Annotated in this window: 14 protein-coding genes; 5 read left to right on the top strand and 9 right to left on the bottom strand. The window is 50.2% G+C overall.

Annotation, left to right across the window (positions count from 1 at the left end):
* Complete coding sequence (locus tag Q8W24_RS03645; RefSeq protein ID WP_305474441.1) at positions 1-2070, top strand: AIPR family protein; 2070 nt, start codon at positions 1-3, stop codon at positions 2068-2070.
* On the opposite strand, the gene Q8W24_RS03650 is transcribed toward Q8W24_RS03645, so the two are convergent.
* Positions 2060-3625: a DNA cytosine methyltransferase gene (locus tag Q8W24_RS03650; protein ID WP_305474442.1), complete on the bottom strand. Its 1566-nt coding sequence runs from the start codon at positions 3623-3625 to the stop codon at positions 2060-2062. The two genes, Q8W24_RS03645 and Q8W24_RS03650, sit on opposite strands and share 11 nt — an antisense overlap.
* A gap of 75 nt (positions 3626-3700) precedes the next feature.
* Here Q8W24_RS03650 and Q8W24_RS03655 point away from each other — a divergent pair, with 75 nt between their 5' ends.
* Entirely contained in the window at positions 3701-4156 is a 456-nt protein-coding gene (locus tag Q8W24_RS03655; RefSeq protein ID WP_305474444.1) for a very short patch repair endonuclease, read from the top strand.
* A gap of 84 nt (positions 4157-4240) precedes the next feature.
* Here Q8W24_RS03655 and Q8W24_RS03660 read toward each other — a convergent pair whose 3' ends face one another.
* On the bottom strand, positions 4241-4519 hold the full coding sequence (locus Q8W24_RS03660; RefSeq protein WP_303431276.1) for a hypothetical protein: 279 nt from the start codon (positions 4517-4519) through the stop codon (positions 4241-4243).
* Between the two features lie 401 nt (positions 4520-4920).
* Here Q8W24_RS03660 and Q8W24_RS03665 point away from each other — a divergent pair, with 401 nt between their 5' ends.
* The 3 genes from Q8W24_RS03665 (at position 4921) to Q8W24_RS03675 (ending at position 8661) form a co-directional block, all read left to right on the top strand.
* Positions 4921-5628 (top strand): tRNA-uridine aminocarboxypropyltransferase, encoded by a 708-nt coding sequence (locus tag Q8W24_RS03665; RefSeq protein WP_305474446.1) that lies wholly within the window; start codon positions 4921-4923, stop codon positions 5626-5628.
* A 202-nt stretch (positions 5629-5830) separates the two neighbouring features.
* Positions 5831-6553, top strand: coding sequence for a YebC/PmpR family DNA-binding transcriptional regulator (locus tag Q8W24_RS03670; RefSeq protein ID WP_303431273.1), 723 nt, complete (start codon positions 5831-5833; stop codon positions 6551-6553).
* A 311-nt stretch (positions 6554-6864) separates the two neighbouring features.
* Positions 6865-8661 carry a choice-of-anchor I family protein gene (locus Q8W24_RS03675; RefSeq protein ID WP_305474448.1) on the top strand — a complete coding sequence of 599 codons (1797 nt, stop codon included), beginning with the start codon at positions 6865-6867 and terminating at the stop codon, positions 8659-8661.
* A gap of 115 nt (positions 8662-8776) precedes the next feature.
* On the opposite strand, the gene aroE is transcribed toward Q8W24_RS03675, so the two are convergent.
* The 7 genes from aroE to dprA form a co-directional block, all read right to left on the bottom strand.
* Entirely contained in the window at positions 8777-9601 is an 825-nt protein-coding gene (gene aroE / locus Q8W24_RS03680; RefSeq protein WP_305451442.1) for a shikimate dehydrogenase, read from the bottom strand.
* A gap of 45 nt (positions 9602-9646) precedes the next feature.
* Positions 9647-10597 (bottom strand): oxygen-dependent coproporphyrinogen oxidase, encoded by a 951-nt coding sequence (gene hemF / locus Q8W24_RS03685; RefSeq protein WP_305474450.1) that lies wholly within the window; start codon positions 10595-10597, stop codon positions 9647-9649.
* Positions 10598-10626: 29 nt separating this feature from the next.
* On the bottom strand, positions 10627-11184 hold the full coding sequence (locus Q8W24_RS03690; RefSeq protein WP_303431267.1) for an L-threonylcarbamoyladenylate synthase: 558 nt from the start codon (positions 11182-11184) through the stop codon (positions 10627-10629).
* A gap of 455 nt (positions 11185-11639) precedes the next feature.
* A complete protein-coding gene (locus Q8W24_RS03695; protein ID WP_305474451.1) occupies positions 11640-11927 on the bottom strand; it encodes a DNA-binding transcriptional regulator in 288 nt (95 codons plus the stop codon).
* Positions 11920-12231: a transcriptional regulator gene (locus Q8W24_RS03700; protein WP_305474453.1), complete on the bottom strand. Its 312-nt coding sequence runs from the start codon at positions 12229-12231 to the stop codon at positions 11920-11922. Before Q8W24_RS03700 ends, Q8W24_RS03695 begins: the two co-directional genes overlap by 8 nt.
* Before the next feature lie 105 nt (positions 12232-12336).
* Positions 12337-12786, bottom strand: coding sequence for a hypothetical protein (locus Q8W24_RS03705; protein WP_305474454.1), 450 nt, complete (start codon positions 12784-12786; stop codon positions 12337-12339).
* Between the two features lie 49 nt (positions 12787-12835).
* Positions 12836-13945: a DNA-processing protein DprA gene (dprA, locus tag Q8W24_RS03710; protein ID WP_305474455.1), complete on the bottom strand. Its 1110-nt coding sequence runs from the start codon at positions 13943-13945 to the stop codon at positions 12836-12838.
* Between the last annotated feature and the right edge of the window lie 65 nt (positions 13946-14010).

The following is a 14010-nucleotide window of genomic DNA, read 5'->3' on the forward strand; positions in this document are numbered from 1 at the left end:
ATGAAAGACAGTATTGAAGAATTCTTTCATTCGTTTCGCCAAGAGCTAATGAGCAGTGCTCTCGTTAATGGCAGCTTTGAACTATCATCGTTCATGGAAACAATAGCTGATGAGCTGCTGGAAACAGGATTTACCGAAGGGTTTGAATTATGTCATTACCGTGCTCAGAGGGGAATGCGTATAGATGGCTACTGGTTCAATGATGAAGGTGTTCTCAGTCTTTTCATTGCAGATTTTGACTCAAGGGTCGAGTTGGAATCTATTAACAGAACTGAAATTTCTACAATTTTCAAACGTGTTATCAATTTTTTTAATGCATGTATCACTAAAGATCTGGCATCTTATCTTGAAGTAACTTCACCAGAATATGGACTTGCCAGACAGATAACTGATCGCTTCAAACATATTCAGAAACTAAATCTGGTTATTTTCTCAGAAAGAGCTATCAGTATCCGAATCAAGGAAATTCCAGACGATGAAATATTAGGAATACCAACATCCTTTAATATTTGGGATATTTCACGACTTTATAGGCAACGAAATTCTCGAAATAAAAAAGAACCCTTGGATCTGAATTTTGAAGAAATGTTTGGCAATGGTATATACTGTCTTCCTGCTCACCTTGGCGAAGACTCTTACAAGTCCTTTCTTATTGTTATGCCAGCAGAAATTATCGCTTCATTATATGGGAAATACGGAGCACAACTTCTGGAACAAAATGTCCGTACTTTCTTACAAGCACGGGGTAACGTCAACAAAGGTATGAGATCAACCATATTGACCGAACCGGGAATGTTTTTTGCTTATAACAATGGCATTACGGCCACAGCCAGAGGTGTTGGTGTAAAAGAAAATGAAAAAGGACTTCAAATAACCAGAATCATTGACTTACAAATAGTAAATGGTGGGCAAACAACCGCTTCATTATTCCATACAAAAAAACGAGACAATGCAGATCTTTCAAAAATATTCGTACAAATGAAACTATCCGTAATTGACGACAATGATATCAGTGAATCTGTTGTTCCTAAAATTTCTGAATATGCCAATACACAAAACAAGGTTAATGCTGCAGATTTTTTTTCTAACCATCCATTTCATATTAAAATGGAAGAACTTTCCCGGCGTCTTTGGGCCCCTGCACAACAAGGTGCGCAAATTGAAACACATTGGTTCTATGAACGAGTACGTGGACAATATGCAGACGCGCAATCCATACTTACACCTGCACAAAAAAATAAATTCAAGACTGAAAACCCAAAAACACAAATGTTCACAAAAACTGATCTCGCCAAATTTGAAAATGTATGGGATGAACACCCCAAATGGGTCAATCTTGGAGCACAGAAAAACTTCTCTCAATATGCTACTAGAATTGGTAAAAGCTGGAGTAAAGATCAAAGTATTTTCAATGAATTTTATTTCAAAAGAGCTATAGCACGTGGCATAATATTTCGAGCTACAGAAAAAATAATTTCATCTCAGGCCTGGTACAATGGTGGTTATAGAGCCAATATTGTCGCATATACTCTCGCAACCATTGGAGAAATAGCCAAGAACAACAAGCAGTCTATCGATTCTCTGAAAATATGGAAAAGTCAAAAAATAGATCCTGTTCTTGAAAAAGCCATCTCTATTACTGCTAAGAAAATATCTGAGATTATAAGCCATCCACCACAAGGAATATCCAATGTTACTGAATGGTGCAAAAAAGATTCATGTTGGAACAAGATAAAGGATCAAACTGATATTATTTCCGCATCGTTACCAGATGATTTCTTTGGAACATTAATATCCGATACCGATGAAAAAGAATCTCAGGGAGTGGCAAAAATAATACAAAAAATTGATGATGGCATTAAAGCCCAAAAGGAAGCAATCTCAATTTCTCCGACGCAGTGGCATAAAATTCACACAGAGCTGAATAATCGGGGACTTCTTACCCCTAAAGAAGCTGAAATCCTTCGCTTGGCTGAGAAAATTCCGTTTAAAATACCCTCAGAAAAGCAATGTATCATACTACTGACATTGCTTGCCAAAGCCAAAGAAGAAGGATGTATCAAACCTTAAACAACTTGAACACCACCTCTGCCAGCTGTACCGCCAGGTATGGTGGTACAGCATTACCGACCTGTACGTATTGCTGAGTCCTATTTCCTTCAAAAAAATAGTTATCAGGAAATGTTTGTATCCGAGCGGCTTCCCGTACAGTAAGACTTCGGCATTGCCTTGCATCTGGATGAATAAAGTAATGTCCATCTTTTGAAATATGGCTAGTTACTGTTGTTGCAGGTCTACCATAACGCTGAACACGAAACCGGTCTGCAAACTTTCCCGTGTTCCAATTTGCATGATTGGGAGCAAGAACTTCAGGATAATCTTCTGACTTTGGAAATGGTTTATCATAATCACCATATATCAAGGCCCAACAAGCGCTGAATATATATCGACCCAAGTCACTTTCCATATGACTTCGTGCTGCATGATTCAATACATATTCCGGGCAATTTATACTATACCAATTACGCAAATTAACAGGTAAACAATTTGAAAAACGTTCTTCTGGATATATACGGGATAGCGCAGGTGAATCATACTTAAGGAGTTTTTTGGTATCTATCAATTTCTTCAATAAAACAGTATGATTCATCTCCTTCAATTCATTACTCATCGAAGAAATTTGTTCTTGAAGTACTTCCTTCCAAGCTTCAGGGGAGTCTTTCTTTTTAGAAAGTTTGCTACGAAGAACAGGAAGTCCATGCAGTACATGTTCTATAGGTATCATTTTCTGTTTTTGAAGATATTCTGGCTCTCGTTTTATTTTTTTTGCCACACCTAGCAAAATCACACGATGTCGAGCCTGGGGAATTCCATATTTTTCTGCGCGAATAATATAATCATGGTCATCTTTATATTTTTGCTCTTCATCATCTGGCGCCTTTACAAATGAATAGATATTGTATTCATTCCCTCCAGAAAAATCACCACAAGCTATAGATGGATTGCTCAAATCTCTCCTGATCGTGGGAAATATGCGCTCACCATCAACTTGTGATGACAATATTCCTTTTACATTCTCCATAACAAAGACATCAGGCTGAATAATGGACAATACTTTCAGATATTCCTGATACAGAAAATGACGAAGGTCTGTCTCTGCTTCATAACCTTTAATCCCCTTGTTTCGCGCTCTCCCGACTAAGGAATAGGCTTGACATGGAGGCCCTCCAATAACGATCCAGGACTCACCAGAATACTGTTCCTTTAGCTCATTGAGTCTATGGTGAATTGTTTCATTATCTTCCCCTAGAGCAGTAGGCCTATCAAGGGTTTCCCTGCAAGCTTCCTCCCACTCATCAGGAAATCTGTTAATCATCTCCTTTTTTTCAAGAATCCCCTGCGTATATTCAAAATATGCAGAAGTATCATTGCGCTCCTTGAGTATTCGATAAAATGCTCTCAAGGTAAGTGTCTGGTGGGCACTGGGCTCTTTTTCAACAGACATTCGGATTTTGAATGGTGATGCTCCACTCCCATCAGACGAATTCTTGACAAATGCACTGAAACCTTCACCAAGACCACCAGGGCCTGCGAACAAATCGATAATATTGATACGGGATGTCATAAATAAGGGCAAATCTTCCGTGTGAGTTCGCCAGAATACTGGTCAAATCATCCTAATTCCAGGGGAGCCTTCCAGATGACTGACATCGTTGATAAAAGTATTCGGTCCCGCATGATGTCGGCAATCCGGGGAAAGAACACAAAACCGGAAGTACTGATCCGTAAGAGCTTGTTTGCACGAGGTTTTCGCTACCGCTTGCACAGCAGCCGCTTACCAGGAAAACCCGACCTGGTTTTCCCTAAATACCGGGCGGTAATCTTGATCAATGGGTGTTTCTGGCATAGACATGAATGTCACCTGTTCAAGTGGCCATCATCCAGGCCAGACTTCTGGCGCAAGAAGCTGGAAGGCAATTACTCCAGAGACCAGCGTAATATCAAATTACTGCACGATCTGGGTTGGCGCACTCTGGTAATCTGGGAGTGTGCAATCAAAGGCAAACAGCGCTTGCCTGTAGAAGCACTGACTGACCAGATTGCATATTGGTTAACAGCTGATTGTCCGTCAACGAGCATACCTGATGCCAATTAATAACTGGTTATTTACATAATATCGTTATTTCTTTTTAGACGACATTATCCGGTGAGTAGCCTGGTCTCATTCATTCCAGCCTCGCTACCCTACAACCTCGATAAAGACGTCCGCTGGCTCGCGGGTAATCACGTAGCCCAGGCTTTTAAGGGAGGTAAAGCCGCTGCTTAATACCGGTGTTTCACTGCCGCTATCGGCATAGGTCCAAACGTTTTCGGGGGACTCTTGCATGATTTCGAGCACTCGGGCGTACTCCAGTCCGCTACGTCCCATCAGGCAGCCATCCAGTCCGGCCTGTTCGTTATGGGGGTTACGTATGGGGCGATATTCTTCAAAAAATTCCTGGGTGGTGATGGTGCGCATGCTGATCTCCGCTGGTTTGCTGCGATATGCCTGAATCTGGTGTGGATGTACCAGGGTGGAGTGTACTTGGCTGTCATCCATTTGGGTGCAGGTATTTGCTGGAGTGTCCTGGTTTGGTCATAAAATCAGGAGTAGTGGTGGTTTTTGTCGTTATTCTGTCTCTCGGGGCTATTGTTTTACCGCGCCATGCCTGTTCAATACCGGTTCATACTCCGAATCTATCGCCTATCCCCTATCGCCCGGTATCGTTGTTCAACCACCCAACGCCGCTGTTTAACCGTTGTTCGGCCCCGGTTTTCTGACGACGGTCTGGCCCGCTTCTACCCGATAAGGCAACCACAATTTGCCGCTGCGGTCACTTTGCCTCACTATGCGCTCCCTTTTCTCCCCGTGTACTGATCATGTCTGATGTTCCTCCTGTGCTCGAAAATGCGGTTACTCGTCTGCGTCAGCGCGAGTTGGCGCAGTCCCGGCGGGCATTTATTGCCCGTGGCGGGCGGATGGTTCGTTGTCCGCATTGTTTGCTGTCGGTGCCCTTGTGTTTGTGTTCAGAACGGCCAGCGCCGTCGGATGAAGCGGCCGTTTGTCTGATTTTTTATAAGGGTGAGGTCTACAAACCCAGTAACAGCGGCCGTCTGGTGGCGGATGTATTAAGCGATAATCACGCTTTTCTGTGGAATCGCACCGAGCCGGATCCGGCCCTGCTGGCGTTGCTGACCAATCCGGCTTATGCCCCTGTACTGGTGTTTCCGTTCCAGTACGCCGACAGTCACCGTCGCCTCGATACTCCCGCGGCGTTGCAGCAATACCGTACACAGGCCGCGGAGTCCCGGCGCAAACCGCTGCTGGTATTGCTGGATGGCAGCTGGCGCGAAGCGCGCAAGATGTTCCGTAGCCCCGGTCTGGCTAATCTACCGGTGTTGGGTATTCAGCCACAGGCTCCGGGCAACTATCAGTTACGGGAAGCGGCGCACGATTATCAATTGGGTACTGCTGAGGTGACGATCGAGATCCTGCAGCAGTTGCAGGCACCGGTTGCCAGCGCTCGTCTGGCGGTATATTTCAACCTGTTCCGTGAACGTTATCTGGCCGGCAAGCCCAGTCACTGAGCGGCAATGTGGCCAGCCGCGGATTTAATCAGCGGTCAGAAGGCTGTTTTCTGGCGCTCAGAATGATTCAGCAACGACTGACAGACGTCGGCTTTGCGGTGGAAATCCATGGCCTGCGGCCGGATCGACAAGACAGCTTCCGCTGCAATGGGTACAATTCGGGCGTTTTTTGACTTATTCACCCAAGAAAAGACTGATTCCCATGGGCAGAGCGTATCAAAACCGGAAAGAATCCATGGCCAAAACGGCCGCGGCAAAAACCAAGGTCTACTCCAAGTATGGCCGTGAAATTTATGTAGCCGCCAAGGCGGGCGGTACCGACCCATCGGCAAACCTGTCGTTGCGTTCCCTGATCGATCGGGCCAAGAAAGACCAGGTACCGACCCACGTGATCGAGAAAGCCATCGACAAAGCCAACGGTGGCACGGGCGAAGATTTCCAACCCGCGTTGTACGAAGGCATTGCTCCGGGTGGGGCCATGGTGTTGATCAGCGCCCTGACCGATAACCCCAACCGTACTTTCGGTGAAATCCGCGGTGTATTCTCCAAATGCAAGGCCAAACTGGGCAGCCAGGGCTCGGTCTCACACATGTTCGATCATCGCGCCATGTTTGTATTTGCCGATGACAGCGAAGATGACGCACTGGAGATGCTGATGGAAGCGGATATCGATGTCTCGGATATCGACTGCGAAGACGGCATGGTAACGGTGCTGGTGCCACCTACCGAGTTTTTCAAAACCAAAACCGCTCTGACCAGCTGGCGCCCGGATATTGATTTCGAAATGGAAGAAATCACCTATCTGCCGCAGATGCCGCACCCGATTGCCGCCGACGATGTCGAGCACTTTGAGCGTTTTGCCAATCTGATGAACGATCTGGAAGATGTGCAGGAAATCTACCATAACGGTGAATTTGAAAGCTGATTCCCAGCGATTGCAGGTCTTGAACAGCCGCCAGCTCTGGCGGTTGTTCCGCTGTTGGCCGCACCACACCGGCTACCGTTTTCTTGCCCGGTTATGATCCACTTCTCGCTTGTATTGATTCTTTAATGGATCAGTAACACCCGCTCCAACACCCGCTCCCTAGCCTCTCTGAAACTTTTTATGGCGTCAGCATTCTGCCATTTGAGTGTCATCCAACTGTCATACCCGAGTCAAAGCACTGTCATTAAACAGTCATACGCTAACGCACCATATATGACCTTAAAAAACATTGGCTTACAAAGGATATCGCAATGACTCTTGAGATGATGAAGAAGACGGCACTGGCTGTAGCAATGGCATCACTGCTGGCTGCGTGTGGCTCTGATGGCGATGACGGCACCAATGGTGTTGACGGTACTAATGGCGTTGACGGCACCGATGGCGTTGACGGCACCAATGGCGTTGACGGCACCGATGGCGTTGACGGCACCGATGGTGTTGATGGCACCGATGGCACCGATGGCGTTGACGGCACCGATGGTGTTGACGGTACCGATGGTGTTGATGGCTTCAGTGGTCAGCTGGTTCAGGTCGGCCGTTATGAGTCGGGTATTTATGACGATGGCGGTGCTGAAATCGTTGCCTTCGACAGCACCACCAACAAACTGTTTGTGATCAACTCAGGGAATGCCGCGGTTGACGTGCTCGACCTGAATGATCCATCCGCCCCAACGCTGCTGGGCACTATTTCTGCCGAAGACGCCGGTGTAGCCGACTTCGAAGTCGGTGGCGCCAACAGCGTCGCGGTCAGCAATGGCATTCTGGCCCTCGCCGTCGAAGCAGATACCAAACAGGACAACGGCCGCGCTTACTTCTACAACAGCGATACCCTGGCATTTATCTCCTCCGTGGAAGTCGGTGCCCTGCCAGATATGATCACCTTCACTCACGACGGTAGCGCTGTACTGGTCGCCAACGAAGGCGAGCCAAACGACGACTACACCGTCGATCCAGAAGGTTCGGTATCGATCATCAGCATCACCGATGGCGTCCCAGCCACAACCGCCAACACCGCGGGCTTCTCTGCGTTCAATACTGATGGCGCCACCCCGATTGATGACGACGTCCGTATCTTTGGCCCTGGTGCCACCGTCGCCCAGGATCTGGAGCCAGAATATATTGCAGTGTCTGCCGACAACAGCACGGCCTTTGTATCGCTGCAAGAAAACAACGCCATGGCAATCGTCGACATCGCCACCGCTACGGTAACAGACGTAGTAGCGCTGGGCTTCAAGGACCACAGTGTTCAAGGCAACGGCCTGGATGCCAACAAGGAAGACGAGGTTGCCAATATCGAACAGCAACCACTGCTTGGCATGTACATGCCAGACTCCATCGCTTCTTACTCGTTTAACGGCAACACCTATATCGTTACCGCCAACGAAGGTGATGCTCGGGACTACGATGGCTTCTCTGAAGAATCCGATCTGGAAGACCTGGACCTGGATACCACAGCCTTCACTTCCGACCAGATTGCCGTACTGCAAGACGGCGACGCTGGCCTGGGTGGCCTGACCGTATCCGGCGTTGATGGCGATACCGACAACGACGGCGATATCGATGAAATTTACGTCTACGGCGCGCGCTCGTTCTCTATCTGGAATGCAGAAGGCGACCTGGTGTTTGATTCTGGCGATCAGTTCGAGCAAACCGTTGCCGATACCACGCCTTATTACTTCAACGCCTCCAACGACAACAACAAGATCGACAACCGTTCCGACAACAAAGGGCCAGAGCCAGAAGGTCTGACTCTGGGTGAAGTGAACGGCGAAACCTATGCGTTTATTGGTCTCGAACGTCAGGGTGGCATCATGGTGTTTAACGTCAGCAACCCGTTCGCACCACAGTTTGTAACCTACGAACTGAACCGTGACTTCTCTGTTGATATCGACGAAATCGACGATGGCAACCTGGCCGCTGGCGCAGCTGGCGATCTGGCTCCAGAAGGTCTGGCCTTTGTCTCTGCCGACAACAGCCCAAGCGGTAACGCCCTGGTTATTGTGGGTAACGAAGTGTCCGGTACTACTACCGTGTACGAATTCAAGTAAGTCGCACCACGCTCGATAAAAACCGGCTGAATAGCCGGTTTTTTTATGTCTGTGTACCAGCTATGCCAGTACTCTCTTGAGTAGCAGAATCCACGCTAAAGAACGAACCATGCCGCTAGCGACGGCGGTCGTTCCGCAACATCGACAACACCGGAGCCACATCCGGGCGCTTGCCACGCCAGACGTAAAACGCTTCTGCGGCCTGCCCGACCAGCATCCCCAAACCGTCGATCGTCTGTGCTGCCCCGAGGGCACCGGCCCAGGCGTTGAATACCGTGGCCTGATCTCCGTACATCATGTCGTAGGTGATGGTGTGATGTGCCACCAGCTCATCGGCCAGCGGTGGCAAGTCGCCTCCCAGGCTGGCAGAGGTGCCGTTGATAATCAGATCAAATGGCCCACTCAACCCAGCAAAACCGCTGGCGCAGATGTTGCCCAGATCACTGAAATCTGCCGCCAGTTGCTCCGCCTTGCTCACCGTGCGGTTGGCGATCACCAGCTCTGCCGGGTGTTCTTCCAGCAGGGGCTGCAGCACACCTTTAACGGCACCACCGGCTCCCAACAGCAAGATACGTTGCCCGGCCAATGGCACCTGGTGTCGTTTCAGATCCAGCACCAGTCCGGCACCGTCGGTGTTATCTCCCAGCAACGAGCCATCCGGCTGTTTTTTCAGGGTGTTGACGGCACCGGCTCGCCGGGCCCGGTCGGTATAGGCATCGGCGAGCTGATAGGCCTCTTCCTTGAACGGTACGGTGATATTCATGCCACAACCGCCACCATGTTCAAAAAACAGCCGGGCGTCGCGCTCAAAACCATCGCGCGGGAATAACAGCGCGGTGTAGAGAATGTCTTCGCCGGTTTGCGCCGCAAACTCGGTGTGTATCAGCGGTGACTTGCTGTGCCCAATGGGATTGCCCACAACGGCGTAACGATCGGTCATACAGAAACTCCTGCGTATCCTGACGATGGTGTGCCAACCCGGTGCTCAGACCCAGTCTTTATGAGGCAAAAAGTCGGTGTATAAACGTGCTTCGGCCGATCCCGGTTCTGGCTGCCAGTCGTAATCCCAGTGCACCACCGGCGGCAAGGACATCAGGATGGATTCGGTACGGCCACCGGTTTGCAAACCAAAAATCGTTCCACGATCAAACACCAGATTAAACTCGACATAGCGGCCACGGCGATAACACTGGAACTTGCGCTCACGCTCACCCCAGGGCTGGTCTTTGCGACGCGCCACAATCGGGACATAGGCATCAATATAGGCATTACCCACCGCTTGCATAAAGGCAAAGCTTTTGTCGAAATTACGCTCGCCATCCCATTCGTTGAGGTCATCAAAAAACAGGCCGCCAACGCCTCGGGTTTCGTTGCGGTGCTTGAGGAAAAAGTACTCGTCACACCACTGTTTGTATCTCGGGAAGACTTCATCACCAAAGGGGGCACAGGCGTCCTTGGCGGTCTGGTGCCAGTGCACCACATCCTCTTCGTCTGGATAAAACGGCGTCAGATCCAGACCACCACCAAACCACCACACCGGCGCTTCGCCGGGTTTTTCGGCCACAAACAGCCGTACATTGGCGTGTGATGTCGGCACATAGGGGTTTTCCGGGTGTATCACCAGCGAGACGCCCAATGCCTGAAAACTGCGTCCAGCCAACTCCGGCCGGTTGGCCGTCGCCGATGCGGGCAAGGTTTGCCCACGCACATGGGAGAAATTCACCCCACCTTTTTCAATCACCGCCCCATTGGCAATCACGCGGGTACGGCCACCACCAAGCAACTGCAAGCTGCCCTCGGCTTCGTCCCGCTCCCAGGTGTCTTCACTGAAGCGGGCCTGGCCATCCTGCTGCTCCAGTGCAGCGCAGATACGATCCTGTAAATCGAGTAAAAAAGCTTTGACTGCGTCGACGTCGCAGTGGCTGTGATCGGTCATTAAAAGAGGCTCCTGAGGGTCGACGTGCATCAGCGCAAGCGCGTGCCGTCCAGAGTTCGAATTTCGGAAGGTTGACGACGGCCGCCCAGTACACCAGGCAGTAAATAATCCAGATCGTCGGCAAAATACTGCCGCACCTTCAGCGCCGTGCGGGCAGGCTCGGCTCCGGCCGGATTGGCAGAGGTCGAGACCAGTGGCCCGACCTGTTGGCACAAGGCCGACACCAGTGGATGATCGGCAATACGTACCGCCAGCGATGCATGTTCGCCCCGTAACAACGGACTGACGTCATCCCTGCAAGGCAACACCCAGGACACCGGCCCTGGCCAGCTGGCACGCACCTGAGCTTCATCACTGCTGCTCAACGGCAAGAGCCAGTCATCCAGCTGTGATAACGAGGCAGCCACCACCACCAGACCTTTTTGCCACGGCCGCTGTTTTAACGCCAGAATCCGCTCGATCGCACGTTCATCCGCCGGGTGACAACCCAGCCCCCAGACGGCTTCGGTCGGATAGGCAATCACGCCACCGCTGTTCACGGCACGGCACGCCTGCTGCAAATGCCAGGCATTAAGGTAAAAAGACAAGGTGCTTTCCTGCAAGATAATTGGCCGAACCCTACCCCATCACCGGAAGCTCGACAAGCATCCGCCAGCGCAACGTGCTGGCTGGCTGATTGAGAGCAGATTGTTTGGCTGTTGGGTATCCTTGCGCTTTCGTCGGTGTGGGGGACATATATTTAATCCTGCACGGCTCTGCGCGAGTATTGCCGTTGTTCAGGGCAAGGCGACGAATGCAGCGAAATGACGAGTCCTTTTCAAATTTGTCAACACCGCACTGGACGGCGGCTCATTACCCCCGACATTTCAATGATCGTTTCCTACGAGGTGAAGGCTCAACAATTCGCGTAATGCGAGTTCTACATCAGAAGCAACAATTCCCCATCGACTGACTATATCCAGTCGGCAAACTAACGCCGTGCTCTGCGGTAAATTTGGAACGCAGCGGAAAATTTATCCGACAGCCTACGCTCGTTACACGTTTAGTCCAGCTGAGTAAAGACTTCCGGGTGTTGTTCTGCAATACGTAGCAGGGCCACAGCCGGGCCTTGCGGTTCGCGGCGGCCCTGTTCCCAATCTTGGAGCGTACGCATGCTAACGCCCAGCAACCCCGCAAATGCTGATTGAGACATTTTGAGCTTTGAGCGGATCACTTGCGGTGGCGAAGGCTCCGAAAGCTCTGTGGTTTTTAATTGAAGCGTACCTTTCTTGTACTGCTGAATTTCTCTAATGCCACCCAGAATCTCAGCACCAATATCTCGCTTACTCATGATCTATTGCCTCTGCAATTTGTTTCAAAACATGACCAGGAATCGTAGGTCGCTCCGATTTACTATAAATCGTAAGCATCCAAATCTCATGATCAGGCCTCTTCCAATAGTAGATAACTCTAACACCACCGCTTTTTCCCTTTCCAGCGGAAGCCCAGCGAACCTTCCTAACACCACCGGAACCCTTGACGATATCACCAACATCGGGCTTTTGTATGAGGTAAGTCTGCAATGCACGATAATCTTCATCTGAAAGGTAATCTGAGAGAAGTTTCGTGAAAACACTGGTTTCGATAAATATCATAGCACCACACTATACGGCATTGCCGTATTTTTCAAGAGGGTGATTAAGCAGTGTAACTGCCTTTAGCTGCAGGAAATTTGCCGCACAGTGGTAAATTTGTTATGTTTATTTCGCTATAACTTCTATAGCTGTAACCGTTAATCGACTAATAATTACCCCAGAAATAACCGCAGATATAAAAGCCAAAACTGCCGTCAAAATCCACCCCTTCCTTAATTCATCTCTTGTATGAAAGTACTCAATAGCTTTCGCCGCCACGTATAAATAAGAATCTTCATTTTCACCTAAAATCATTATTTCTTCATAGGTTTGATTTTCGTCACCTTGGGAGTAAGCCTGGAACAATCTTACCTGCTGATAAGTATCCAGAGCTCCATCTTCTTTGTTAAAAATCGGACCTGTAAAACCGATGTAACCAGCATCGATCAAGGCAGCTAATGCATAAAAATCACGATGATCATTGTGTTTTCGAACCATTATTGAGGATAGCTCTTTTATCCCTACATCATCATTATCAAATATATGCTTTAGTATTTCGTGATGTGACCTCTTCATATTAATCCTTGGTAACCCTCTGTATCTTAGACTCCAATCAGGCCAGCCCTCAGCGCAAACGCCGATAGCCGCCCGGCTCCTGTACCAGCCAGCCTTCGAGTTCCAGCTCCAGCAGATTCGCCATCAACGAGGAGACCGATTCGCCAGTACGAATGGCCAGTACATCAAGGCTGGTGGTCGAGGCAAAATCCAGTTCCGTTACCAATGCGGGGGCCGCCGGGCTGGCTGTGGTCGGAGTCGCTGTGGCTGTTGACGATGCAGATACCGGGGCTGGCGGTGCCGTCAGGTCAAATAACGCCAGCTCTTGCAGAATGTCTTCGGCATCCCGCACCAGCAGTGCGCCATCACGAATCAGCTGATGACAACCGGCGGCCAGTGGGTTGGTGACTGCACCGGGCAAGGCCATGACTTCCCGCCCTTGCTGGGCCGCCAGCCGGGCGGTAATCAGCGAACCGCTTTTGATCGCGGCTTCAACCACGACAACCGCCTGACACAAGCCACTCACGATCCGATTACGGCCAGGAAAGAAGGATGCCTGGGGCTGGGTACCTGCTGGCAGTTCCGACAAGACCAGGCCTTGCTGGCGTATTCGGTTGTACAGTTGCCGATGACGTTTGGGATAAACCACATCGGCACCACAACCCAGCACCGCTACCGTGCTGCCTCCACTATCCAGCGCCCCCTGATGCGCCGCCGCGTCAATGCCCAGTGCCATACCACTCACGACGCACACACCGGCCCGGGCCAGGTCAGCAGCACACTGTCTGGCCCAGTCACGGGCATAAGGGGTGGGATTACGACTGCCGACCATGGCCACCAGCGGTTGTTGCAGCAGCGCCGGATTACCGCGCCAGTAAAGCCACAATGGGGCATCACTGAGGCTTGCCAGGGCTGTTGGGTAGCGGGAATCGTCACAGGTCAGTACGCCCTGGCCCGGCTCTGCTTGCCAATCCAGTAAGGCATAAAATACATCGGTGAGGGGTTGTTGCTGATATTGCTGTACCGCGGCCGGTTGCAGCCCCAGTGCCAACAACTCATCAGAGGTGCAGGCAAGCAGCGCATCGAGGCTGCCCAGCTGTTCGCGCAGTTGATAGAGAGTGGTAACGCCCACCCCACGTACCTGGCGCAGACGCCACCAGGCTGCTAACCGCTCATCCATGAGCATGGCTCCTACTGTTTTCTGTTCGTTAACACGCCTGTCTGACGGTCTGGCCTGCAGCGCTG

The organism is Oceanobacter sp. 4_MG-2023 (assembly GCF_030689165.1).
Classification (GTDB): Bacteria; Pseudomonadota; Gammaproteobacteria; order Pseudomonadales; family Oceanobacteraceae; genus Oceanobacter.